Source organism: Jeongeupia sp. HS-3 (assembly GCF_015140455.1).
In the GTDB taxonomy this organism is placed as follows: Bacteria; Pseudomonadota; Gammaproteobacteria; order Burkholderiales; family Chitinibacteraceae; genus Jeongeupia.
Genome location: NZ_AP024094.1, coordinates 730,266 through 753,287 on the forward strand (window position 1 = coordinate 730,266; position 23,022 = coordinate 753,287).

A 23,022-nucleotide genomic window follows, 5' to 3' on the forward strand; every position below is an offset into this window, starting at 1 on the left:
ATGCACCTTAGGACTTTCCGCCTCGCTCGGCCAGCCAGGCGGCGTCGAGTTCGGCAAGATGGCGCAGTTTTTCGCCAATCTTGCTCTCAAGTCCGCGCGGGGTCGGCTGGTAGAGGCGCGTGCCTTCGAGGCCTTCTGGCAGATAGCTTTCACCGGCTGCATAAGCATCGGGCTCATCGTGGGCATAACGGTACAGTTTGCCGTAACCAAGTTCTTTCATCAGCTTGGTCGGCGCATTGCGCAAATGCTCCGGCACCGGGCGTGATTTGTCTTTGCTCACCAGTGCCCTTGCAGCGTTATAGGCCTTGTAGCCGGCATTGGACTTGGGTGCGATGGCGATGTAGATCACCGCTTGCGCCAGCGCCAGTTCGCCCTCCGGGCTGCCCAAGCGCTCGAACGTTGCCGCCGCATCGTTGCAGATCGTCATTGCGCGCGGATCGGCAAGGCCGATGTCTTCCCATGCCATGCGCACGATGCGTCGGGCCAGGTAGCGCGGGTCTGCACCGCCATCGAGCATGCGGCAGAACCAGTACAGGGCGCCATCCGGACTCGAGCCACGCACCGATTTGTGCAGCGCCGAGATTTGATCGTAGAACGCGTCGCCGCCCTTGTCGAAGCGGCGATTGTTGAGGGTGAGTGCTTCTTGTAGGAAGGCGGCATCAAGAGAGTCACGATCTTGCGCGCGCGCGGCATTGGCGGCCTGTTCGACCAGGTTCAGCAATCGCCGGGCATCGCCGTCGGCGTAACCGGTGAGCAATTGCACCGCGTCATCGGTAAATTGCAGTTCTGGATAGCAGTGACCGTGGGCCCGCGTGACCAGTTCGGCCAGTGCGTCTTCTTCCAGTGCTTTGAGTACATAAACCTGGGCGCGTGACAGTAGCGCCGCGTTGACCTCGAAAGACGGGTTCTCGGTCGTTGCACCGATAAAGGTGATGAGGCCGGATTCAACGAAAGGTAAAAACGCGTCTTGTTGCGCTTTGTTGAAGCGGTGCACTTCATCAACGAACAGGATGGTGCGATGGCCGCTGGCACGGTAGTGCTCGGCCTGCTCCATCGCCGCACGGATATCTTTGACGCCGGAAAAAACCGCTGACAAGGGAATGAATTCTGCCTTGAACGCACCGGCCATTAACCGCGCCAGCGTCGTTTTGCCGACGCCGGGCGGCCCCCAGAAAATCATCGAATGGGGTTGCCCGGATGCTACGGCGAGCGAAAGTGGTTTGCCCGGTGCCAGCAGATGAGGCTGACCGATGACGTCTTCCAGTGTTTTGGGCCGCAGCTTTTCCGCTAGTGGCTCATGTTCGGTGCGTGTATCGGCGAAAAGGTCATTCTTCGATGACATCGACGTCCTTCGGCGGCGTAAAGCGGAACAGGTCGAGCGATTGCTTGGGGTTTTGCGTTAGTCCGCTGAAGCTAACCCGGGTGGTCTGGCCGAAGTGGTCTTGCAGTTCCATGGCGACAACCTGACCGCCTTTTAGTCCCAAGTGAATACTGTCAAAGGTCGATTCTTTGCTTTTGGGGATGGCATTCACCCATGCAAGCCCATCGCGATTGGGGAGGTTTTTGAGCGTGTAGGTTTTATCGAGCGCGTTGTCACCAGCAAGTAGCGCCGCCGGACTGCTCTCCAGTGCCGCCGAAACCTGTTTCGAGGTCGCCTGACGCAGCTCCGGATCGTATAACCAGACGCGCTTGCCATCGCCAACAATCAGTTGCTGGTAGGGCTTGAGATAAGACCAGCGGAATTTACCTGGTCGTTGAATTGCGAAGTCGCCACTGCTCGTTTGCGTGGGTGCACCGGGCTTGCCGGAAACGACTTGACTGAATTGTCCTTGCACGCCGGTGGTGGAGGACAAAAAGCGTTTCAGGTCGCTTACCGCATCGGCGTGGGCTGTGGCTGAAACGGTCAGCACCAGGGCGGCGAACCAGCGGGCAGATGGCATGTTGACTCCGTGAGGCTGGGCATCTGTTCACATGTTTCATTGTGCGTTGCTGATCGGGGCGGTGCTTCACCCCGGGCGCACCGCTCGTAGAAGAGCGTGAACAGGTGCTGAAAAATGAAAAAGCCCCGCCAAGGGCGGGGCTTCGGGGCAGAACCGAAATTACTTGGTTGCCGGAACAACAACTTCCTTCACACCCTTGACTTCGATCTCGACGCGACGATCCGGAGCCAGGCATTCGATCAGCTGCTTGCGAGCCTTGATCTTGTTGCAAGTATCGCCGGTTACCGGGTCAGCCTTGCCGCGGCCTTCGGCGCGGATCTTGTCTGCCGGGGCACCCTTGGCAACGAGGTGATCAACAACCGACTGCGCACGACGTTGCGACAGGGCGTTGTTGTACTTGTCCGAACCGATACGGTCGGTGTAACCAACGACAACAGCTTCGCCGTCCTTCGGATCGATGTTGACGATCTCTTGATACAGCTTGTCGAGTGCGTCCTTACCGGCCGGCTTCAGGGTCGACTTGTTGAAGTCGAACAGCACGTCAGCTTGCAGGGTGAAGGTCTTGCTCTTCACGACAGGGGCCGGAGCCGGAACGACAGGGGCCGGAGCAGCAACAACCGGTTGTGGCTTCACGTAACCATCGCAGCCTTCCACAGTCGCTTGGTCTTTGCTCCAAGTGCCAGTGCGCCAGCATTCGCCGATCGAGTTCTTCACCACGCCTTCAACGTTGGTCGGTGCGACATTGGTACCGTTGGTGCTGTAAGCGGTGGTGGCGGCGATTGCCGAGCCCATGCTCAGCGCCGAAACGACAGCAAGGGACAACATGGTTTGCTTGAGCGACAGCATAGTTTTTCTCCTGGTAAATATTGGATATGGTGTTAGAACCAACCAAGCTTATTGTTTCTGGATATACCTGACAACAACCCTGCGTCAAGGCATTTTTTTTTCCAAAACCGCAGCCATTCTAATGGCGTGTCAACAAGGGCCGCAAATGAAATACGCGTGAATTTTTGCAGCAGTGGCAACGAAATTGGAGCGCGCTGACCGCCATGTTACACTGGCTCGACGCAGTTTTGCGCGGTGACCGCATTCATGTGTCATTGCCGCAGCGTCAAGAATTTCTCTTTCCCGCGCTTTCAGCGCACCGCGATTGACCTGGAAGATGTCCGAACAGCCTAGCTTCGCCAAAGAAACGATTCCCGTCAGCCTTGAAGAGGAGATGCGCCGCTCCTACCTCGATTACGCGATGAGCGTGATCGTGGGGCGCGCTCTTCCCGATGTGCGTGACGGCCTAAAACCGGTGCATCGGCGCATCCTTTTTGCGATGCATGAAAGCAACAATGTGTGGAATCGGGCCTACGTTAAGTGCGCCCGTGTTATCGGTGACGTGCTGGGTAAGTACCACCCGCACGGTGACTCCGCCGCCTACGAGGCGTTGGTGCGGATGGCGCAGGATTTCTCGCTGCGCTATACGTTGATCGATGGGCAAGGCAACTTCGGCTCTATCGATGGCGATAACGCTGCGGCCTATCGTTACACCGAATGTCGACTTGAGAAAATCTCCAGCGAGCTTCTGGCCGATATCGATAAAGAAACTGTCGACTTCACGCCGAACTACGACGAGAAAGAGCTTGAGCCGACGGTGCTGCCGACGCGGATTCCCAATCTGCTGATCAATGGCTCTTCGGGTATTGCCGTCGGTATGGCGACCAATATTCCGCCGCACAACCTGAATGAAGTGATTGATGCCGCGCTGGCGTTGCTGGCGAATGCCGAGATGACGATCGATGAACTGATCGACATCATCCCGGCGCCGGACTTCCCGACCGCAGGCATCATTTACGGCATTCACGGCGTGCGCGAAGGTTATCGCACCGGTCGCGGCCGGGTCGTGATGCGCGCTCGCACTCATTTTGAGGATGTATCCCGCGACAAGCAGGCGATCATCGTCGACGAGTTGCCGTATCAGGTGAACAAGGCCCGCCTGCTTGAGCGTATTGGCGAGCTGGTTCGCGCGAAATCCCTTGAGGGGATCAGCGAGATCCGCGACGAGTCGGACAAATCCGGCATGCGCGTGGTGATCGAGCTCAAGCGCGGCGAAGTGCCCGATGTCGTATTGAACAATCTGTACAAGCAAACCCAGCTACAAGACAGCTTCGGCATCAATATGGTGGCGTTGGTCGACGGCCAGCCGCGGCTGTTGAACCTGAAACAGGTGCTGGAATGCTTCCTCAAGCATCGGCGTGAGGTCATTACGCGCCGCACGGTATTCGAGCTGCGCAAGGCGCGTGAACGCGGCCACATCCTTGAAGGCCTGGCTGTTGCGCTGTCGAACGTCGACGAAATCATCGCGCTGATCAAGGCCGCGCCGACGCCTGCCGAAGCCAAGGCCGCGCTGATGAGCCGTACCTGGCGCTCGAGCCTGGTCGAGGAAATGCTCTCGCGCACCGACATCAACGCCTCGCGTCCGGATAGCCTGGCTGCCGAGTTCGGTTTGGGTGAAGACGGCTATCGCCTGTCCGAAGCGCAGACGCAGCGTATTCTCGAGATGCAACTGCAACGCCTGACCGGGCTGGAACAGGACAAGATCGTCGCCGAATACAAGGATGTGATGGAACGCATTCTTGATCTGCTCGACATCCTGGCTCGTCCGGAGCGCGTGACGCAGATCATCGTCGACGAAATGAATGAAGTGAAGGCGGCTTACGGCGATGCCCGCAAGTCCGAAATCATCGCGCATGGCGAAGACCTGTGCCTCGAGGACCTGATCACCCCGCAAGAGATGGTCGTGACCTTGACGCACGGCGGCTATATGAAGGCGACGCCGACCGACGAATACCGTTCGCAAAAACGTGGCGGTCGTGGCAAGCAGGCGGCGGCGACCAAGGAAGATGACTTCATCGACCAGCTGTTCGTGGCCAATACCCATGATTACATCCTGTGCTTCAGCTCGCGCGGTCGCGTTTACTGGCTCAAGGTGTACACGCTGCCGCAAGGCGGGCGTACCAGTCGCGGCAAGCCGATCGTCAACCTGCTGCCGCTTGAGGAAGGTGAAAAGATCAACGCGGTGTTGCCGGTCAAGGAATTCAGCGAAGACCGCTATATCTTCATGGCGACCGCCGATGGCACGGTCAAAAAGACCTCGCTGGCTGATTTCTCCCGACCGCGTACCGCCGGCATCATCGCGATCAACCTCGATGAGGGGAACTACCTCGTCGGCGTGGCGCTGACGTCGGGCCAGGATCAGGTCATGTTGTTCTCGGATGCCGGCAAATCGGTGCGCTTCACCGAGTCGGCCGTGCGCGCCATGGGCCGTACTGCCGGAGGCGTGCGCGGCATGATGCTGGGTGAAGATCAGCAAGTGATCTCCTTGTTGATTGCCAATGACGACAATCAGCAGGTGCTGACGGCAACGCAGAACGGCTATGGCAAGCGTACGCCGGTGGGTGATTACCGTTTGACCAGTCGTGGCACGCAAGGCGTGATCGCGATCGATACCGGTGACCGTAACGGCAAGCTGGTGGCGGCGACGCTGGTTGAAGAATCCGATGACGTGATGCTGATCACCACCGGTGGGGTGCTGATCCGTACCAAGGTCGACCAGATTCGCGAGACCGGTCGTGCGGCGCAAGGCGTGCGACTGATCAATCTGGACGAGGGCGAGAAGCTCTCCGGTCTGGAAAAAGTCTGCGAACCCGATTCGGACGACGACGAGGGTGATGACGCAGGCGTGGACGTTGTGGAGCAAAGCGATGGCTGAGAAGGCGCTACCTGGCTACTTCGGTGAGGTCATGGCGTGGTTCGAGGGCTTGCCGCAATGCAAGACGCTGGGGCTCAGGCATGTGGCGTCCGAAGCGGGCAAGGTAACGCTGGAGCTGCCTTTTCAGGAGGCATTGATCGGCAATCCGGAAACCCGCGTCGTCCATGGCGGCGCGGTGACCACGCTGATCGATACCGCCAGCGGCACGTCGCTGTTTACGCTGCTGCCGGCGCCCGAGGCGATTGCCACGCTCGATCTGCGTATCGATTACCTGCGCCCGGCCAAGCCGGATGCGCCGATTTTCTGTACCGCCGAATGCTACCGGCTCACCGAGCACATCGCCTTTACCCGGGCGACGGCGTATCAGGACGATATCGCCAAGCCGGTTGCCTATGCGGTGGCGACATTTGCGCGTGGCACCAGCCACGGCAAGGAGGCGTGATGTCTCATGTCGATGTTCGTAGCGTCGCCGATTTGAGCGATTTGCTGGCCAGGATTCCCTACGCTGGTTTGATCGGTGCCGAGGTTCGCGAGGAAAACGGTGCGCCGCTGTTCGTGCTGCCGTATCGCGAATCCAATATCGGTAACACCTTGCTGCCCGCGCTGCACGGTGGCGTCATCGGCGGCTTCCTCGAGAATGCCGCCGTGCTGCATTTGATGTGGGCGCATGAAGCATCGGTGTTGCCGCGGGTGGTTGATTTTTCGCTCGACTATCTGCGCGCCGGCCGTCCGCAAGACCTGTTTGCCCGTTGCGAGATCGTTCGTCAGGGGCGCCGGGTGGCCAATGTCCTGATGACGGCCTGGCAAGACAATGAAGCCAAGCCGGTTGCCACGGCGCGTGCTCATTTCCTGCTGGCCTGATCCCCGCCACAGACCTGATCCATGTTCAACCGGTCGTTTCCGATCGGCATTATCGAGAGAGTGAAGTATGAGCCATGTGTTCAATTTCAGTGCCGGCCCAGCCGTGTTGCCCCGCGATGTGCTGCTCACTGTGCAGGAAGAGCTGACTGACTGGCACGGCAGCGGCATGTGCGTGATGGAAATGAGCCATCGCGGCCGCGAGTTCACCCAGATCATTCACGAAGCCGAAGCCGATCTGCGCAAGCTGCTGAACATTCCGTCGAACTACCGGGTGCTGTTCATGCAGGGCGGCGCGCACTTCCAGTTCGGCATGCTGCCGCTGAACCTGTCGCGCGAAGGCGATAGCGTCGATTACGTCAATACCGGGCACTGGTCGAAAATCGCGATCAAGGAAGCGCGCCGCTTTGCCAACGTCAATGTCGTGGCCTCGGGTGAAGAGACGCACTTCAGCAGTATTCCCGATGAGGCGAGCTGGCAGCGCAGCGCCAATGCGGCGTACCTGCACTATTGCTCGAACGAGACCATCGGCGGCGTCGAATTTCCCTACATTCCGCAATCGGACGTGCCGCTGATTTGCGATATGTCGTCGAACATTCTGTCGCGGCCGATCGATGTCTCGAAGTTCGGGCTGATTTACGCCGGTGCGCAAAAAAACATCGGTCCGTCGGGCCTGACGCTGGTGATCGTGCGCGACGACCTGCTCGGTCATGCACGTCCGGGCACGCCGACCATGCTCGATTACGGCGTCCATGCCGATGCCGATTCGCTCTACAACACGCCGCCGACCTTCGGGATTTACGTGGCGGGCCTGGTGTTCAAGTGGCTGCTCGAGAAGGGTGGTCTGGCCGCGATGGAGCAACAGAATATCGAGAAGGCCGCGTTGCTGTACGAAACGATCGATACATCGGGTGGCTTCTACAGTTGCCCGGTCGACAAGCCCTTCCGCTCGCGCATGAATGTGCCGTTCCGTTTGCACGACGATGCGCTCGACGATGCCTTTCTTGGCGACGCCAAGGCCGCGGGGCTGCTGCAGTTGAAGGGGCATCGTTCGGTAGGCGGTATGCGTGCGTCGATTTACAACGCGATGCCGATCGAAGGCGTGCAGGTGCTGGCATCGTTCATGCGCGAATTCGCGCGTACTCATGGGTAAGCGTATGGCACAAGGTTCTGGCGGTAATGTGCTCGCAGCGCTGGCGAGTTTTTTCATTCCGGGTCTCGGGCAGCTGTTACAGGGGCGGCCGCTGATTGCGCTGCTGATGTTCGTGCTGGCCGGGGCGCTGTGGGTAATTTTGATGGGCTGGGTGATCCACCTGTGGTCGATCATCGACGCAGCTCGTTTTGAACCGGGCAATTGAATATGTCAGAACAAGAACAACAACTGCGGGTACACCGCGACGCGATCGATGCGATCGATGCGCAGATGCTCGAACTCCTGAATCAGCGCGCGCAGCATGCGCATACCATTGGCGAGATCAAGGGCGGCGGCATCGTCTACCGGCCGGAGCGCGAAGCGCAGGTGCTGACGCGCATCCGTGAGCTGAATCAGGGGCCGTTGTCCGATGAAACCGTTGCGCGGCTGTTCCGCGAAATCATGTCGGCGTGTCTGGCGCTCGAGCGCCCGCTGACGATCGCTTTTCTCGGCCCGGAAGGCACCTTTAGCCAGGCTGCGGCGATCAAGCATTTCGGCCATGCCGCGGCAACGCAGGCCTGTAGCTCGATCGACGATGCATTTCGCGCCGTCGAAGCGCGCGCCGCCGATTATGTTGTTGCACCGGTCGAGAATTCGACCGAGGGCGCGGTTGGCCGCACGCTGGATCTGATGGTCGGCTCGCCCTTGAAGATTTGTGGCGAGGTGGTGCTGCGGATTCATCATCACCTGTTGCGTGCGACTGCGACCAAGGACGGCATCAAGCGGGTGTATTCGCATGCGCAAAGCCTGGCGCAGTGCCATGAATGGCTGAACCGCAACCTGCCGGCCGAAGTCGAGCGAGTCTCGGTCGCGAGCAACGCCGAAGCGGCGCGGCTCGCCAGTCTCGATCCGAATGCCGCGGCGATTGCCGGTGATGCGGCGGCGGAAAAATTCCAGCTGGTGAAGCTGGCCGAGAATATCGAGGACGAGCCGAACAACACCACGCGTTTCCTGGTGCTCGGTTATCAGGAAGTCACCCCAAGCGGTCGCGATAAGACCTCCCTGGTGATCTCGGCGCCTAACAAGCCGGGTGCCTTGCACGCGCTGGTTGAGCCGCTGGCAAGGCACGGCGTGTCGATGACCAAGTTCGAGTCACGGCCGAGCCGCACCGGGCTGTGGGAATACCTGTTCTTTGTCGATGTCGAGGCGCACTCCAGCGATGCCAATCTGATCGCGGCGCTCGACGAGCTGCGTTCGACCTCGGCCTTCGTCAAGGTGTTGGGCGCTTATCCGCAGGCCGTGATCTGATTCGCTTGCGATCAAATCATCCAACAGGCCCGGCTTTTGCCGGGCCTGTTTTGTTTCCAATACGGAGAATCAAGTCATGAAATCAGTCGTTGTTTTCTGCGGTTCGCGCCATGGTGCCAAGCCCGAGTATACCGAGGCCGCACGCACGCTCGGTCGCCTGCTGGCGGAGCGGCAGATCGCCCTTGTTTACGGTGGCGGCAACGTCGGCCTGATGGGTGAGGTCGCGCATGCCAGCCTTGATGCCGGCGGCCGCGTCGTGGGCGTGATTCCGGAGTTCATGGCCGAGCGCGAGCTGGCGCTGGCGGCGTGCTCGGAATTGCTGATCGTCGATTCGATGCATACGCGCAAGGCGCGGATGGCCGAGCTGGCCGACGGCTTTATCGCGATGCCGGGCGGATTCGGCACCTTCGACGAGCTGTTTGAAATCCTCACCTGGGCGCAGATCGGCCTACACGGCAAGCCGGTCGGCATCCTCAATACCGTCGGCTATTACGACGCTTTGCTTGGCTTCATGCGGCAGACCGTGAACGAGGGCTTTGTCCACGCGAAGGAAAATGACCGCATCGTCGTCGGTGCGGAACCGGCAGACCTGCTCGATCGGCTGGCGGCCACGCCCGTACTGCCGGCGCGCTGGGGCAAGGCCGATCTGCTGAAGAAAAGCTGATTGCCGCAAGGGATGCGGGCGAGGGGCTGCTTGCGTTAAGATCGACGGCTATTTTCGCCGTTCAGACTCGCAGGATAAAAGCATGCTCGCAGAACTCGCCCCCGATTACATCCGCGCCATCGCCCCGTACCAGCCCGGCAAGCCGATTGGTGAGCTGGCCCGCGAAATGGGCTTGGATCCGGCCGACATCGTCAAGCTGGCATCGAACGAAAATCCGCTCGGCATGGGCCCGCTGGCGCAGGCTGCGGTACAGCGTGAACTGGCCGATCTGGCGCGCTATCCGGATGGCAACGGTTTCGAGCTGAAAGCCAAGATTGCGCAGAAGTTCGGCGTGGATCAGTCGCAGATCATCCTCGGAAACGGTTCCAACGATCTGCTGGACCTGATCGCGCGCACCTTCCTGACCGGCGCCGATTCGTCGGTGTACTCGCAATACGCGTTCGCGGTTTATCCGCTGGTGGTGCAGGCGATGGGCGCCGAGCAGATCGAGGTGAAGGCGATCGATTACGGCCATGACCTTGAAGCCATGCGCGCGGCGATCAAGCCCAATACCAAGATCGTCTGGATCGCCAATCCGAACAATCCGACCGGCACGCTGGCACGCCCCGGCGATCTGATCGAGTTCCTCGAGCTGTGCCCGAAGAATGTGCTGGTGGTGCTTGACGAGGCCTATACCGAATTCCTGCCGCGCGAGAAGCGTTCGGATTCGATCTCGTGGCTCAAGCAGTTCCCCAACCTGATCGTCGTGCGCACCTTCTCCAAGGCCTATGGCCTGGCCGGGCTGCGCGTCGGCATGGCGCTGACGTCGCCGGAAGTCGCCGATCTGCTCAACCGCTTGCGTCAGCCGTTCAACGTCAACAGTCTGGCGCAGGCGGCTGCGTGCGCGGCGATCGATGATGCCGATTTCCTGGCCGAATCGGTTCGGGTGAACAGCGCGGGCATGGTACAACTGACCGATGCATTCCAGCGTCTTGGCCTGTCGTTCATTCAGAGCTACGGTAACTTCGTGACCTTCCACTGCGGCGATGCCGCGCTGCTGAACCGCTTTATGCTCGAACGCGGCGTGATCATTCGCCCGCTCGCGGGCTATGGCATGCCGAACAGCCTGCGTGTATCGATCGGTCTGCCCGAAGAAAATGCACGTTTCATCGAAGTACTTGAAGAGGCAATGAACGATTGATCGTCACCTTCGTCTGAAAAGGGGCCATCCGGCCCCTTTTTTTGGACGCTGGCTCATCAAGCGTCCCAGAATCAATGAGTCGTCGGCCATCGTACCGACCAAGTTTTAGCTAACCCTTGCTACCCTCAATCATTGTGTCGCCCTGAAGCGGCATGTTTAAAAGGATATCCATATTGTCGCCAAATACGATCCCCCGCTGGACCCTGGTTTTACCGGCACTTGCCTGGGGGGCCATGCTCGCCTCGCCGTGGAGTGGCGGGCATATGGTCTTTCTGCTGATCGTTGGCATTGCACTGGCGGGAACCGTGTTCGCGGCCGTTCACCATGCGGAGGTGGTCGCCCATAAGGTGGGTGAGCCATTCGGCACGCTGGTGCTGGCGTTGGCGGTGACGGTGATCGAAGTGGCGCTGATCGTTTCGATGATGCTGCCCGGTGGCGAAGAGAAAGCCGCGCTGGCGCGCGATACCGTGTTCGCGGCGATCATGATCGTGTGTAACGGCATCGTCGGTATTTGCCTGCTTTTGGGCGGCTTGCGGCATCGCGAGCAGGATTTCCAGTTGCGTGGCGCGAGTACCGCGATGACGGTGCTGGCATCGCTGGCGGTGTTGACACTGATTCTGCCGAGCTATGCACAGGCGATACCGGGGCCGTATCTCTCGTCGACGCAACTGGCCTTTACCGGCATTGTTTCGCTGCTGCTTTATGGCACTTTCGTGTTCGTACAGACCGTTCGGCATCGTGACTACTTTCTTGCCGATGGTACGGGGAACGAGGATGCGCACGCGGAGGCCCCCTCGGCGCGTGTAGCCTGGATCAGCGGCGGCATGTTGCTGGTTTGTCTGGTCGCGGTGGTTGGGCTGGCGAAGCTGTTGTCGCCGGCGGTGGAGCTGGCGGTCGCGGGCATCGGCGCGCCGGCTGCGGTGGTCGGGATCATCATCGCCGCGCTGGTGCTTTTGCCCGAAGGCGTAGCTGCCGCGCGCGCGGCACGCGCAGACCGTTTGCAGACCAGCCTTAACCTTGCGCTTGGGTCGGCGCTGGCGACGATCGGTTTGACGATCCCGGTCGTATCCTTTGTGTACGTCGCCACCGGCCAATCACTGCTGCTGGGGCTGGAAATGAAAGAAACGGTATTGCTGGCGCTGACCTTGCTGGTGGGCTCGATGAGTTTGGCAACCGGGCGCACCACCGTGCTGCAAGGCATTGTTCATCTGGTGATTTTCGCGTCCTTCCTCTTCTTTGCCATCGTGCCTTGAGTTTGCCGGGCTCGATATGACCAACAAAAAAGCGACCGGACAGGTCGCTTTTTTGTTGGTCGAGGCAAACTTATTTTTTGAGCAGATCGCGGATTTCGCGCAGCAATTGCACGTCTTCCGGCGTGGCGGCAGCCGGTGCGGCTGGCTCTTCACGCTTGAGCTTGTTCATGGCCTTGACGACGATGAAAATTGCGAAGGCAACGATGGTGAAGCTGATCATGGTGTTGATGAATACGCCCAGATTGAGCGTCACCGCACCCGCTTTCTGCGCCGCATCCAGCGTGGCGTAGGGGCCGGGAACCTTGCCTTGGGCCAGTGTCAGGAACAGATTGGCAAAGTCGACCTTGCCGATCAGGAAGCCGAGCGGCGGCATGATCACATCCTTGACCAGCGAGTCGACGACCTTGCCGAAGGCGGCGCCGATAATGACACCGACCGCGAGGTCGATGACATTGCCGCGCATGGCAAATTCCTTGAATTCCTTGAACATGTGTATCTCCGTTATTTTTGGCGATGCGGTTTGCAATCAAGGTGCAGACCGAATGCCTGTAAGCCTAGCCAGCACTGCTAAAAGCTGTCAACGCCCTTTGATGCGAGTCAGGTAGCAGGTGATTTCTTCTCTATCGTGATACAGCTGCTTGGCCGTCAGCTGGTACTCGATGCCGGCGCTATACAAGGCGCCGTCGATCAGCCCGAAGCAACGCTCGATTTCGGCCCAGCGTTTTTTCATCGGCAGCTTCAGATTGAAGACCGCATGGCGGGTATGGCCGCGAACAAACCAGTCCGCGATCAACTGGGCGATGCGTGCCGGTTGTTCGACCATATCGCAGACCAGCCAATCCACGGGACTTTGCGGCCGATACTTGAACCCATCCTGACGCAGGTGTTTTACATGCGGGTGGATCGCCATATCACCCTTCATCGGGCCATTGTCGATTGCGAACACCTTGAGGCCGTGGCTGACGAGCTGGAAGGTCCAGCCGCCGGGCGCGGCACCCAGATCGACGCCGACCATGCCGGGCTTCAGTTTGCTCTCCGCATCCGGCACCAGGATCATCAACGCTTCGGCGAGCTTGAGCGTCGAGCGGCTTGGCGCACCGGTCGGCATGCGCACGCGGGCGATGCCAAGCGGCCATGGGCTGGCCAGCGCGGGCTTGGCCAGCGTGATCCAGGCTTCGGACATCGAGGTGAAGAACAGGTGCAGCCGATAGCGGCCGCGACGCTCGTCGATGGCTTTGCGTTTTTGCAGTGCCTCTTCGACGATGCCGCCAAAGCGTTTGCAAAAGCCCGAAAGCGGTTTGCCTTCATCACTATCGGAGTGCTCAAGCCAGACCGCTTTCCACGGTGCGGCGTAATGGGCATCCAGCTCGGCCAGCGCATTGGTAATGGGAGTGAGGCGATCGCGTTCACCCAGTGTGACCTTGGCCAGGGCCAGTAGCGCCTGACGGGTAAAGATCAGTTGGGCGACATCGAGCTGTTGGTGCAGTTCCATCAGCTCGACGCTATCGTCAGCCTCGAAGATGGCGTAGCCGGCGCCAGTCTGCCAGCGGCCATCGAGCGGATAACGCGCCGCGAACTCCTGTTGGCAGTCGGCCTCGAAGCCGGGACGGCAATAAAGCAGCAGGGCGGGGTTCATCGCAGCGACTCGCAAAACCGCAAAGGATAACTCATTTGGCGCTCCATCTGCTCGGCCAGGCCGGGGAAGCAGGTCGTTTTGCCGTTGTTCGGTATCGTCGCTGGCGCAGGGCGATCCAGCCTCTAAGCTGATTAGCATAGGCGTTGAAAAGGCCGGATATGCGTACTGCTCGCGTTCCCGAGTATAAAACCATTCCCAAGCCGGGAAGCCGGGTCGCCATTGTCGGTGCGGGCCTGGCAGGTCTGACCTCGGCCTGGCTGCTGGCTCGCGACTATCGGGTGACGCTGTTCGAGGCGAGGGCGGTGCCGGGTGGCCATGCCAAAACCGTTGAGGTCGAGCTGCAGGGCAAGCGTCACGGCATCGATACCGGATTACTGGTTTTCAACGAGCGCGGCGATCCGAACCTGAGCGCCTTGTTCGGCGCTCTGGATACGCACTTGCAGCGAGCGGAAATGTCATTCGGCGTCTCGGTCGATGGCGGGCGGCTGGAGTGGGCGACCAAGGGCTTTGGTGGCGTATTCGCACAACGCCGCAACCTGGTCTCGCCGCCGTTTCTGGGCATGCTCGTCGACATCATGAACTTCAAACGCCAGGCAGGGCGGGATCTGATCAAGGTAATTGCGACGCAGATCAGCCTGGCGCAGATGCTTGCCCAGCGGGGTTACGGCCGGGCCTTTCGCGATGACTACCTGCTGCCGATGGCTGCAGCGATCTGGCGCAATCCGGGTGATGATGTTCTGCAATATCCGGCGGCGTTCTTTTTGCGCTACTACCTGGAGCACGAGCTGTCACCGCGTGCGCATCATTCGGGGTGGTGGGGCCCGGGGGGGGGGACGCAAGCTTGCGTGCAACGCTTGTTGGCTGCGGTTCCGGGGATTCGCCTCGCAACGCCGGTGCTCGCCGTGCGACGCGATGCACGCGGTGTGGTGCTGGCCAGCGCTGAGGGTGATGAGCGTTTCGACGCGGTGGTGCTGGCAATCCACGCACCGGACGCCCGCGCTTTGCTGAGCGATGCCACCGAGGCCGAAGCTGCGGTGCTGAACGCTGTGCGCTATCAAACCCGTTCCGCGTATTTGCATGCCGATCGCCGGCTGTTGCCGATCCGGCGCAAGGTCTGGTCGGCGTGCAATTACCTCGGAAACCGTAGTGGCTTGCGCCCAAGCGGGATCAGTTTCCTTATCAACAAGCTGCAGCCGTTGCCGTTTGACGCGCCCTTGATCATGACGCTCAATCCGCCATTCGAACCCGCTTCGGCCAGCGTGTTCGACTGTTGCGACCATGCGATCCCGCTGCTGGATCATGCTGCGGTTCACGCCCAGGCGCGGCTGGCTGGTTTGCAGGGGCTGCGCCAGACCTGGTTTGCCGGTGGCTGGACGGGTGCCGCATTCGTTGAGGATGAGGTGATCTCGGCGCTACGGATAGCCGCCGATTTCGGCGTGCTGCCGTCCTGGGCTGTCTTATAGGACGGGAACAGTGCTGCGATTGTGGTGATCGGTCTCGCAGCCAACTAATCGGCCAAATATTTTTCATCGTCGAAGCTGGCCACCCATTGCGGCCGGTAAATCACCAGCAGTGCCATATTGCTACCGGTGGTGAAGGCTTCCGGCCAGCCCATCAGGAAGTAATACGGCAGCTGTTCGCTCAAGAGAAACTCGAGCGGGTAGGCGCCGACCGCAGCCAGCAGGCCGCAGGTGAGCAGGCCGACCGCCCACATCGACAGCGCAGCGGCGGCGAAGGCGTTGAGGAAGATGTAAATGAAGTAGTTCAGCGGCAAGCGCCGCTGCGCCATGCCGAGCAAGCCCTGGGTCAGGGTGCAGGGCAGCGCGGCGGTGATCAGCCACGACAGGCCGAACGCGCCCCAGCCGGCATGACCGAAGCCGGTGTCGATCGCCAGTGCTGCGGCCAGACCGAGCAGCGCGCGATCACGGCCGGCGATCAGTGTCAGCGCGGTGGCGCCGATCAGGTGGAAGGACAGCCCCGGCTGGATGCTGGCCTTCATCTGCCACAAGGTCAGCGCGGCGATGGTACAGCCCAGCCAGCCGGTGATCGCCGACTGCGACAGTGCGAACCACGGTACGCGCAGTGCGGCACGGATCAGCAGCAGTACGGCGGCGATCCATGACAGCGAAAGCAGCCAGAGCGGAAATTGTGACGAAACGAAGTTCATGTCGAGTGATGGTAAGGCGGCAGCCGGCATCTTAGTGTAGCCGGCGGCCGGCTGCAGCCGGTGCGCATGACCGTGTGCCATTGCCGTGCAGATCGGGATGACCTTGCCCGCTGGCATGGCCGGGTCTGGCTGCCCGATCCGCCGGGGGAAGGCTGCGCGACGTTTGGCGGGCTTGCGCTTACTGGGGCGTGTACGGCACGCCCTGATCCCAGCGTGACTGCCAGTGCGCCACGTACTGCCGGGTAATATCGGGCATGTCGCGCAATACGATGACGTTCTCCGAGTTCTCGGTCTCGGCCGATGGCGCGTAGTTGAACGAGCCGGTTTCCACCGTTTTGCCGTCGACGATGATCACCTTGTCGTGCTGGATGTTGTAGTGGTCGTCGATCCGCAGTTGTACGCCGTGACTGGCGACATACTGCATCGCTTTCTGGCTGGGCTTGCCTAGGTTGCGTTTCTTGTCGATGACCACACGGACGTCCACGCCGCGGGCCTGCGCAGCGGCCAAGGCTTGCATGATGTCGGGTGCGGTGAAGCTGTAGGCCATCATCTGGATGCTTTTTTTGCGCTGCCGATGGTCTGCAACACCAGCGTTCGCGCCGAACCTTCGGGCGAAAAGCCGACCTCGACACCGGGTGCGGCGAATGAAACGGCGGGAAGGCCCACGAGGGCCGCCAAGGCGATGCGCTTGAACCACGGGTGTAATTTCATGAAGGTGACGCTCCGATCTGCTGCAGCAACATTACGCCTGCGCGGATTTCTTCGGCGCCAAAGAAAGGCCGATCGCCACAATTTACACTTCCGACTGGCTGGTGAAGGTTTTTCGCGGACGAAAAAAAGCGGCAGGATAAACCTGCCGCAAACCCGGAAATTGACGACCTGTCAGGCGGCTGCAAAGACCCAGCAATCGTTGGCGGGGAACTCGACCCAGTATTCGCCGGCGTTGCGTGGATCGTTGCCATAGGCGCGGAAGCGCGTCTCGCCCTGATGGAACAGGTACTCCCAGCGGTCGCCCAGATACATGGCGGTGATCAGCTTGGCCTTGATGCGGTTGTGGCCAGGGCCGTCGACGACGCGAACGCGTTCGAGCCGGATCACGGCCTGCGCATCGGCGCCGGCGGCGAGCCAGTCGCGTGCCTGGCCGTGCAGCTCCCAGCCATCGCCGGCCAGCTTCACCTGCTCGCCTTCGACCGAGACGACCTTGGCGTTGAGCTTGTTGTTGCTGCCCATGAATTCGGCGGTGTACAGCGAGTTGGGCGAGGCATACAGCTCGGCCGGCGTGCCTTCCTGTTCGATCTTGCCGTTCTTGAGCAGGAGGATGCGGTCCGACATCGCCATCGCTTCGGTCTGGTCGTGGGTCACGCACAGCGCCGACAGATTGAGCGAGACGATCAGCTCGCGCAGCCAGGCACGCGCTTCTTCGCGCAGCTTGGCGTCGAGGTTGGACAGCGGTTCGTCGAGCAGGATCACCGGCGGGTTGTAGACCAGCGCGCGGGCAATCGCGACGCGCTGCTGCTGGCCGCCCGAGAGCTGGAACGGGAAGCGCTCGGCCAGATGGCCGAGGCCAAGCTGATCCAGCGCCTTCTGCACGCGCTGCTTGATCTCGGCCTGCGGCACCTTGCGCAGGCTGAGGCCGTAGCCGACGTTGTCGAACACGGTGCGGTGCGGCCACAGCGCGTACGACTGGAACACGAGGCCGAGCGAGCGTTGTTCGACCGGCAGATTGGTGTTTTTCGCACCGTCGTACAGTGCCTTGCCGTCGAGCAGGATCTGCCCGCTCGAGGGTTGCTCGAGCCCGGCGACGGCGCGCAGCAGCGTGGTCTTGCCGCTGCCCGAGGCGCCGAGCAGCGAGACGACTTCGCCTGCCTTCAGGTGGAACGACACGCCCTTGAGGATGGGAGTGCTGTCGTAACTGAGGTGCAGGTCTTCAACGATGAGCTTAGTCATGAAGTTTCACTCCGAAACGCAGGGCGACAGCCAGACCGGCGCCGACCATAAGGATGTTGATGACGGAAAGGGCGGCAACCTGATCGACCGCGCCGGTGGCCCACAGCGACACCATCAGTGCGCCGATGACTTCGGTGCCCGGCGAGAGCAGATACACGCCGGTCGAGTACTCGCGTTCGAAAATCATGAAGATCAACAGCCAGCTGGCCATCAGCCCCGAGCGGATCAGCGGCAGCGTCACATAGCGACTGGTCTGGCCACGGGTGGCGCCGACGCTGCGGGCGGCTTCTTCGAGTTCCGGGCCGACCTGCATCAGCGCGCCCTGAATCAGCCGCATGCCGTAGGCCATCCACACGACCATATAGGCGAGCCAGATCGAGAACATCGAGTTCTTCAGTTCCTTGAATCCCGGCACGAACAGAAACACCCACAGGAAGGCGAGGCCGGCGAGCAGGCCCGGCACCGCACGCGGCAGCAGCACCAGATAATCCATCAGCTTGCTGCCCCAGTCGTTGCGGCGGTGGCCGGCAAAGCCGACGGCGGTATAGCACGCCACGGCCATGGCGCCGCCGAGGATGCCGACGCCGAAGCTGTTGATGATGGCGCGCACCAGACTGTCGTTCTCGAACAGATCGGTGAAGTTCGACAGCGTGAAGACTTCCATCAGCGGCACGCCCTGGCCCCAGTGACTGACAAAGGCACGCAGCGTGATTCCGGAAATCGGCACGAACACCGTCACCACCAGCCACAGCAATACGATGCCCATGGCCACCCAGCGCCAGTTGCCGAGCGGCAGTGCATGCTGGCGGGCGGCCTTGCCCTTCATGGTGATGTAGCGGTTGGCGTTGCGCAGCAGCCGGCGTTGCAGCAGCACGAGCGGGAAGGTCACCAGAATGATCAGCACCGCGACCGTCGCCATCAGGTGGTAGGACGGAATGCCAAGCTTGTTGGTCAGCTTGTACAGATAGGTGGTCAGTACCAGATGGCCTTCGGGATCACCGAGCACCAGCGGCAGGCCGAACACTTCGAAGCCGAGGAAGAACACCAGCACGCCGGCGAACAGCAGCGACGGCATCACCATCGGCAGGCTGACATCGCGGGCGACGCGGAAGGGGCTGGCACCGGAGACGCGGGCGGCCTCTTCGACGTCCGAACCCAGATTGCGCAGCGACGACGACGCGTACAGGTACACGTGCGGTACGTGGGTCAGACCGGCGATCAGCGTGATGGCCCACAACGAGTAGATATTCCACGGTGCTTCGGCGGTGCCGAACAGCGACATCCACCAGGCCGAGTAGAAGCCGACCGGGCCGGCGGCAACGACGTAGCCGAAGCCGAGCACCATCGGCGACACGAACACCGGCGTCAGCAGCATCGGTTCGAGCCAGCGACGGCCGGGCAGATCGGTGCGCGCCATCAGGAAGGCAAGCACACCGCCCATCGGCACGGCGATGAACAGCATGCCGAAGGCAATGGCACAGGTGTTCTTCAGCGCCGACCAGAAGTCGGGGTCGTCGAACACGAAGCGGTAGGCTTCGAGCGACACCGTCTTGTTCGGCATGAAGAACGGCGCGCTCAGGAAGCTCTGGAAAAAAATCAGCGACAGCGGCAGCGCAACCACGATCACGGCGATGGCGATGGTCAGCCAGCGGCCGAATCCGGCGTAGGCCCGCCAGGGGCTGCTGCCGCCAGCCGGTGCCGCGGCCGGCAGCGGCACGCTGCCCTGAAGCGAAGTGATGGAACTCATGGCAATACTCCAGCGACCGCGGCCAGAAGCCGCGGCGCAATCACATGCGGGAGAAAAGAAGCTAGGGCCGGTTTAGCGCTTGACGGCCTGTTGCCATTGCTTGAGGAACTCGAGCCGCTTGGCCTGATCGAGATAGACCAGCAGACCGGTGCCGACCTGGATCGGCTTGAGGCTGTTGCCCAGTTGCTTGGTCAGCCCGGCCATCGAGGTTTCACCGGCGACATCGTTGCGGATCGAGAACAGGTCGGCATCGTTGGCGAGCACGGTCTGGCCGCGCTTGGAGAGCAGGTAGTCCAGCCACAGCTTGGCGGCGTTCGGGTTCTTGGCGGCCTTGGTGATCGATGCCAGACGGCTCATCACCAGCGTGTAGTCCTTCGGGTACACGTAGCCGATCGACGGGTCCTTCTTGGCCTTGGCGTAGGCGTACGAGCCGATGATGTTGTAGCCGATCAGGTTTTCGCCCGAGGAAATCCGCTCCATCATCGCGCCGGTCGACGATTGCAGCTTCAGGCCGGTGCCACCCATGGTCTTGACCATGTCCCAGATCGCCGCGCCGCCGACGCGCACGTCCTGGGTCAGGTAGCTGAAGCCGACGCCGGATTTTTCAATGTCGTAGGTGGTGACCTTGCCCTTGAACTTGCCCGGATTGGCCTTGAGGATGCGAGTCAGATCGGCGTGGCTTTGCGGTACTTCGGCAGGCGTCAGCAGGCGCTTGTTGTAAACGATGGTGATCGGCTCGAAGGTCGTGCCGTAGGCCTGCTTTTGGTAGGTCGACCAGTCCGGCATGTTCGGTGCTTCGGGCGAGGCGTAGCTGGCGATATAGCCGTCATTGACGAGCTTGAGCTGCAAGTCCATCGCCGAGCTCCACAGCAGGTCGGCGGTGGTGCCGCCGGCGGCGCTCTCGGAAATGAAGCGGTTGTACAGCTCGGTGCTGTTCATGTCGTTGTATTCGACCTTGATGCCCGGGTACATGGCCTCGAAGTCCTTGATCAACGGTTTGACCGCGGCGCTGTCGGTGGTCGAATAAACGATGACCTTGCCTTCCTTGGTGGCGGCGCCGACCATCGTGGCATAGTTGCCGGGATAACCGGCCGGAATGCTCGTCGCCGCTGCGGTGCCGACGATGGAACAGCTGGCCACGGCCAGGGCAAAACGGGTAAAGCGCTTCATATCGATCTCCAAAGCAGGCCTTGTCGGCTCGTCGGTTCGGATGTGTTTCATCCGTGTGAAACGATCCTAAGCGCCGAGCGCTTTCAATTTGCTTTCCAGGCACCAGATCGATGCAAATCGCCGTTGCGGCGATCCCTGATGGTGCATGCGTCGCCCGCTAACGATACTGAAATGGTCCCCGAATTCGCTGATGCCGCCATGCGCCTGCTCCTTGTAGAAGACAACCTTTCGCTTGCCGATTCGCTCACCAAAGCCCTGAACCAGTGCGGGTTTGCGGTCGATTGCATGCATAACGGCAGCGATGCCGATCAGGTCTTGCGGACCGAGGATTACGCACTGGTGATCCTCGATCTGGGCCTGCCCAAACTCGACGGGCTGGAAGTGTTGCGTCGACTGCGGCAACGGCGCAACAAAGTCCCGGTGCTGATCCTGACCGCGCAGGGGTCGGTCGACGAGCGCGTCAAGGGGCTCGACCTTGGGGCCGACGATTATCTGACCAAACCCTGTGACCTGACCGAACTCGAAGCACGGGCGCGGGCGCTGATCCGCCGCAGCCACGGTTTCGACAGCGCCGAACTCACATTCGGGCCGCTGCGCTATGACAGCGTCAGCCGGGTATTCAGCCTTGCCGGTGGCACGCTGAACCTGACGCCGCGCGAGCACGCGGTGCTCGAGGTGTTGCTGATGCGCGCCGGCAAGGCGGTCAGCAAGGAGGCGCTGTCGGAAAAGATATTCGGGCTGGACGAATCCAGCAGCCCCGATGCGATCGAAATCTACGTGCACCGGCTGCGCAAGAAGCTCGACGGCAGCGGCGTTGCCATCGTCACGCTGCGCGGACTCGGCTATCTGCTGGAAGCGCGCGATGCGGCAGCGTAGCCTGCGGCGCTATCTGACGGTGTGCCTGCTGGTGCCGCTGCTGGTGCTGCTCAGTATCGATGCGGTGCTGACCTATCACCGCGCCCGGCAGTCGGCCGATGCGGCGTTCGACCGCAGCCTGTTCACGTCGACCAAGGCGATGGTCGAGGGCATCACCATCCAGAACGGCCAGATCATTGTCGACATTCCGTATCTGGCGCTGGAAATGTTCGAATCCAACGCCGCCGGCCGCGTGTATTACCGCGTGACCGAAGAGCACGGTGCCGAGCTGACCGGTTACAAGGATCTGCCGCTGCCGAAGCGGCAGGATCAGGAATTCTACAAACCGCGTTTTTACGATGCCGAGTATCAGGGCGACACCATCCGCATTGCGGCGATTCGCCAGCGGGTGCATGACGTCGTGAGCGCGCAGACGCGGATCGTCTGGGTACTGATCGGCGAAACGCCCGAGTCGCGGCGCGAACTGGCCCGGCAGATCCTGATCGGCGCGATCTTGCAGGATCTGCTGCTCGTGGCGCTGTCGCTGGCCATCGTGCTGCTGGCGGTCAGCTTCGGCCTCAAGCCGCTGCGGCGATTGTCGGCCAAGGTCAAGGACAAGGATGCCGACGATTTGCAGCCGCTCGACGCGACCGAGTTGCCGACCGAGCTCAAGCCGCTGGTCGAAGCGATGAACCAGTACATCGCGCGGATCGAGCGCATCCTCAACGATAGAGGCCGTTTTTTTGCCGATGCGGCACATCAGCTGAAAACGCCGCTGGCGGTGCTGCAGGCCAAGGTCGAGCTGGCGCTGCGCGAGGACGAGCTGCCGGTGGTGAAACAGCAGTTGCGCGAACTGCTCGATACCGTCCGCTATGCGTCGCGCGGCGTGAAGCAACTGCTGTCGCTGTCGAGGCTGGCGCCGGATCACTTTCTGGTCGTGACCTACAGCGATGTGGATCTGACGCTGCTGGCGCGCGATGTCGCCCTCGACTGGGCGCCGGTGGCGCGGCGTAGTGATGTGGATCTGGGGTTCGAAGGGAACGAGGTGATGGCGATCTCGGGAAGGCCGGAACTGCTGCAGGAACTGGTCGGCAACCTGATCGACAATGCCATCCGTTACGCCGGTCCCGGCAAGATGGTGACGGTCAGAACGACCGGGATCGAAGGGTATGCGCGCCTGCAGGTGATCGACAACGGCCCGGGCGTTCCCGAGGACGAGCGCGACAAGGTGTTCCGGCGCTTTTACCGGATACCGGGCTCGCAAGTGGAAGGCAGCGGCCTGGGTCTGGGCATCGTGCATGAAATCGCCCGGCTGCACGACGCGAGCATTGCGCTCTCGCATACACCGGGCGGTGGTTTGACGGTGACGGTGGATTTCCCGGCCGTTCCGCCTGCGGTGGGCTGA

The 23,022-nt window shown here is 61.2% G+C and carries 23 protein-coding genes; 12 read left to right on the plus strand and 11 right to left on the minus strand.

Annotated features, from left to right (window positions below):
* Positions 1–7: 7 nt before the first annotated feature.
* The 3 genes from JLC71_RS03385 to JLC71_RS03395 all read right to left on the minus strand — a co-directional run bounded on the left by JLC71_RS03385 (position 8) and on the right by JLC71_RS03395 (position 2,786).
* A complete protein-coding gene (locus JLC71_RS03385) occupies positions 8–1,342 on the minus strand; it encodes a replication-associated recombination protein A (protein WP_200917271.1) in 1,335 nt (444 codons plus the stop codon).
* Entirely contained in the window at positions 1,326–1,940 is a 615-nt protein-coding gene (gene lolA / locus JLC71_RS03390; protein ID WP_200917272.1) for an outer membrane lipoprotein periplasmic chaperone LolA, read from the minus strand. Before lolA ends, JLC71_RS03385 begins: the two co-directional genes overlap by 17 nt.
* Before the next feature lie 159 nt (positions 1,941–2,099).
* Complete coding sequence (locus JLC71_RS03395; protein WP_200917273.1) at positions 2,100–2,786, minus strand: OmpA family protein; 687 nt, start codon at positions 2,784–2,786, stop codon at positions 2,100–2,102.
* A gap of 316 nt (positions 2,787–3,102) precedes the next feature.
* Between JLC71_RS03395 and gyrA the strand changes: the two genes are divergently transcribed.
* The 9 genes from gyrA (at position 3,103) to JLC71_RS03440 (ending at position 12,095) form a co-directional block, all read left to right on the plus strand.
* Entirely contained in the window at positions 3,103–5,700 is a 2,598-nt protein-coding gene (gene gyrA, locus JLC71_RS03400; RefSeq protein ID WP_200917274.1) for a DNA gyrase subunit A, read from the plus strand.
* Positions 5,693–6,142 carry a PaaI family thioesterase gene (locus JLC71_RS03405; protein WP_200917275.1) on the plus strand — a complete coding sequence of 150 codons (450 nt, stop codon included), beginning with the start codon at positions 5,693–5,695 and terminating at the stop codon, positions 6,140–6,142. The genes gyrA and JLC71_RS03405 overlap by 8 nt, the downstream gene beginning before the upstream one ends.
* Complete coding sequence (locus tag JLC71_RS03410; RefSeq protein ID WP_200917276.1) at positions 6,142–6,561, plus strand: PaaI family thioesterase; 420 nt, start codon at positions 6,142–6,144, stop codon at positions 6,559–6,561. Before JLC71_RS03405 ends, JLC71_RS03410 begins: the two co-directional genes overlap by 1 nt.
* Before the next feature lie 67 nt (positions 6,562–6,628).
* Entirely contained in the window at positions 6,629–7,711 is a 1,083-nt protein-coding gene (serC, locus tag JLC71_RS03415) for a 3-phosphoserine/phosphohydroxythreonine transaminase (protein WP_200917277.1), read from the plus strand.
* A 4-nt stretch (positions 7,712–7,715) separates the two neighbouring features.
* Positions 7,716–7,916, plus strand: a complete 201-nt coding sequence (locus JLC71_RS03420; RefSeq protein ID WP_200917278.1) for a hypothetical protein — start codon at positions 7,716–7,718, stop codon at positions 7,914–7,916.
* Between the two features lie 2 nt (positions 7,917–7,918).
* The gene (gene pheA, locus JLC71_RS03425; protein WP_200917279.1) at positions 7,919–8,998 is read left to right on the plus strand and encodes a prephenate dehydratase; all 1,080 of its coding nucleotides are present in this window, start codon (positions 7,919–7,921) and stop codon (positions 8,996–8,998) included.
* A 76-nt stretch (positions 8,999–9,074) separates the two neighbouring features.
* On the plus strand, positions 9,075–9,662 hold the full coding sequence (locus JLC71_RS03430; protein WP_200917280.1) for an LOG family protein: 588 nt from the start codon (positions 9,075–9,077) through the stop codon (positions 9,660–9,662).
* A gap of 82 nt (positions 9,663–9,744) precedes the next feature.
* Positions 9,745–10,842 (plus strand): histidinol-phosphate transaminase, encoded by a 1,098-nt coding sequence (gene hisC, locus JLC71_RS03435; protein ID WP_200917281.1) that lies wholly within the window; start codon positions 9,745–9,747, stop codon positions 10,840–10,842.
* 173 nt (positions 10,843–11,015) lie between these two features.
* Positions 11,016–12,095, plus strand: coding sequence for a calcium:cation antiporter (locus JLC71_RS03440; protein WP_200917282.1), 1,080 nt, complete (start codon positions 11,016–11,018; stop codon positions 12,093–12,095).
* A gap of 70 nt (positions 12,096–12,165) precedes the next feature.
* On the opposite strand, the gene mscL is transcribed toward JLC71_RS03440, so the two are convergent.
* A complete protein-coding gene (gene mscL, locus JLC71_RS03445) occupies positions 12,166–12,585 on the minus strand; it encodes a large conductance mechanosensitive channel protein MscL (RefSeq protein WP_200917283.1) in 420 nt (139 codons plus the stop codon).
* An 87-nt stretch (positions 12,586–12,672) separates the two neighbouring features.
* On the minus strand, positions 12,673–13,731 hold the full coding sequence (gene rlmM / locus JLC71_RS03450; RefSeq protein WP_200917284.1) for a 23S rRNA (cytidine(2498)-2'-O)-methyltransferase RlmM: 1,059 nt from the start codon (positions 13,729–13,731) through the stop codon (positions 12,673–12,675).
* A 158-nt stretch (positions 13,732–13,889) separates the two neighbouring features.
* Here rlmM and JLC71_RS03455 point away from each other — a divergent pair, with 158 nt between their 5' ends.
* Positions 13,890–15,194, plus strand: coding sequence for an NAD(P)/FAD-dependent oxidoreductase (locus JLC71_RS03455; RefSeq protein WP_200917285.1), 1,305 nt, complete (start codon positions 13,890–13,892; stop codon positions 15,192–15,194).
* Between the two features lie 44 nt (positions 15,195–15,238).
* On the opposite strand, the gene JLC71_RS03460 is transcribed toward JLC71_RS03455, so the two are convergent.
* From JLC71_RS03460 to JLC71_RS03480, 6 genes are all read right to left on the minus strand, one after another.
* Positions 15,239–15,979 carry an energy-coupling factor ABC transporter permease gene (locus tag JLC71_RS03460; protein WP_200917286.1) on the minus strand — a complete coding sequence of 247 codons (741 nt, stop codon included), beginning with the start codon at positions 15,977–15,979 and terminating at the stop codon, positions 15,239–15,241.
* A 97-nt stretch (positions 15,980–16,076) separates the two neighbouring features.
* Positions 16,077–16,448, minus strand: coding sequence for a phospholipase D family nuclease (locus JLC71_RS03465; protein WP_236250963.1), 372 nt, complete (start codon positions 16,446–16,448; stop codon positions 16,077–16,079).
* A complete protein-coding gene (locus JLC71_RS16395) occupies positions 16,445–16,609 on the minus strand; it encodes a hypothetical protein (protein ID WP_236250964.1) in 165 nt (54 codons plus the stop codon). Before JLC71_RS16395 ends, JLC71_RS03465 begins: the two co-directional genes overlap by 4 nt.
* Before the next feature lie 171 nt (positions 16,610–16,780).
* Positions 16,781–17,845, minus strand: a complete 1,065-nt coding sequence (locus JLC71_RS03470; RefSeq protein ID WP_200917287.1) for an ABC transporter ATP-binding protein — start codon at positions 17,843–17,845, stop codon at positions 16,781–16,783.
* Positions 17,838–19,592 (minus strand): ABC transporter permease, encoded by a 1,755-nt coding sequence (locus JLC71_RS03475; RefSeq protein ID WP_200917288.1) that lies wholly within the window; start codon positions 19,590–19,592, stop codon positions 17,838–17,840. The genes JLC71_RS03470 and JLC71_RS03475 overlap by 8 nt, the downstream gene beginning before the upstream one ends.
* Before the next feature lie 72 nt (positions 19,593–19,664).
* Entirely contained in the window at positions 19,665–20,762 is a 1,098-nt protein-coding gene (locus JLC71_RS03480) for an ABC transporter substrate-binding protein (RefSeq protein ID WP_200917289.1), read from the minus strand.
* A gap of 198 nt (positions 20,763–20,960) precedes the next feature.
* Here JLC71_RS03480 and JLC71_RS03485 point away from each other — a divergent pair, with 198 nt between their 5' ends.
* Positions 20,961–21,638, plus strand: a complete 678-nt coding sequence (locus tag JLC71_RS03485; protein WP_200917290.1) for a response regulator — start codon at positions 20,961–20,963, stop codon at positions 21,636–21,638.
* Positions 21,625–23,022 (plus strand): sensor histidine kinase, encoded by a 1,398-nt coding sequence (locus JLC71_RS03490; protein WP_200917291.1) that lies wholly within the window; start codon positions 21,625–21,627, stop codon positions 23,020–23,022. The genes JLC71_RS03485 and JLC71_RS03490 overlap by 14 nt, the downstream gene beginning before the upstream one ends.

What these genes read in the sequence shown, in the direction of transcription:
- JLC71_RS03395 (WP_200917273.1), bottom strand. Translation starts at nt 2,786, where the DNA reads ATGCTGTCGCTCAAGCAAACCATGTTGTCCCTTGCTGTCGTTTCGGCG.
- JLC71_RS03385 (WP_200917271.1), bottom strand. Translation starts at nt 1,342, where the DNA reads ATGTCATCGAAGAATGACCTTTTCGCCGATACACGCACCGAACATGAG.
- mscL (WP_200917283.1), bottom strand. Translation starts at nt 12,585, where the DNA reads ATGTTCAAGGAATTCAAGGAATTTGCCATGCGCGGCAATGTCATCGAC.
- hisC (WP_200917281.1), top strand. Translation starts at nt 9,745, where the DNA reads ATGCTCGCAGAACTCGCCCCCGATTACATCCGCGCCATCGCCCCGTAC.
- serC (WP_200917277.1), top strand. Translation starts at nt 6,629, where the DNA reads ATGAGCCATGTGTTCAATTTCAGTGCCGGCCCAGCCGTGTTGCCCCGC.
- JLC71_RS03475 (WP_200917288.1), bottom strand. Translation starts at nt 19,592, where the DNA reads ATGAGTTCCATCACTTCGCTTCAGGGCAGCGTGCCGCTGCCGGCCGCG.
- JLC71_RS03420 (WP_200917278.1), top strand. Translation starts at nt 7,716, where the DNA reads ATGGCACAAGGTTCTGGCGGTAATGTGCTCGCAGCGCTGGCGAGTTTT.
- JLC71_RS03465 (WP_236250963.1), bottom strand. Translation starts at nt 16,448, where the DNA reads ATGATGGCCTACAGCTTCACCGCACCCGACATCATGCAAGCCTTGGCC.
- JLC71_RS03460 (WP_200917286.1), bottom strand. Translation starts at nt 15,979, where the DNA reads ATGGCACACGGTCATGCGCACCGGCTGCAGCCGGCCGCCGGCTACACT.
- gyrA (WP_200917274.1), top strand. Translation starts at nt 3,103, where the DNA reads ATGTCCGAACAGCCTAGCTTCGCCAAAGAAACGATTCCCGTCAGCCTT.
- JLC71_RS16395 (WP_236250964.1), bottom strand. Translation starts at nt 16,609, where the DNA reads ATGAAATTACACCCGTGGTTCAAGCGCATCGCCTTGGCGGCCCTCGTG.
- JLC71_RS03485 (WP_200917290.1), top strand. Translation starts at nt 20,961, where the DNA reads ATGCGCCTGCTCCTTGTAGAAGACAACCTTTCGCTTGCCGATTCGCTC.
- JLC71_RS03405 (WP_200917275.1), top strand. Translation starts at nt 5,693, where the DNA reads ATGGCTGAGAAGGCGCTACCTGGCTACTTCGGTGAGGTCATGGCGTGG.
- JLC71_RS03430 (WP_200917280.1), top strand. Translation starts at nt 9,075, where the DNA reads ATGAAATCAGTCGTTGTTTTCTGCGGTTCGCGCCATGGTGCCAAGCCC.
- JLC71_RS03470 (WP_200917287.1), bottom strand. Translation starts at nt 17,845, where the DNA reads ATGACTAAGCTCATCGTTGAAGACCTGCACCTCAGTTACGACAGCACT.
- pheA (WP_200917279.1), top strand. Translation starts at nt 7,919, where the DNA reads ATGTCAGAACAAGAACAACAACTGCGGGTACACCGCGACGCGATCGAT.
- rlmM (WP_200917284.1), bottom strand. Translation starts at nt 13,731, where the DNA reads ATGAACCCCGCCCTGCTGCTTTATTGCCGTCCCGGCTTCGAGGCCGAC.
- JLC71_RS03410 (WP_200917276.1), top strand. Translation starts at nt 6,142, where the DNA reads ATGTCTCATGTCGATGTTCGTAGCGTCGCCGATTTGAGCGATTTGCTG.
- JLC71_RS03480 (WP_200917289.1), bottom strand. Translation starts at nt 20,762, where the DNA reads ATGAAGCGCTTTACCCGTTTTGCCCTGGCCGTGGCCAGCTGTTCCATC.
- JLC71_RS03490 (WP_200917291.1), top strand. Translation starts at nt 21,625, where the DNA reads ATGCGGCAGCGTAGCCTGCGGCGCTATCTGACGGTGTGCCTGCTGGTG.
- lolA (WP_200917272.1), bottom strand. Translation starts at nt 1,940, where the DNA reads ATGCCATCTGCCCGCTGGTTCGCCGCCCTGGTGCTGACCGTTTCAGCC.
- JLC71_RS03455 (WP_200917285.1), top strand. Translation starts at nt 13,890, where the DNA reads ATGCGTACTGCTCGCGTTCCCGAGTATAAAACCATTCCCAAGCCGGGA.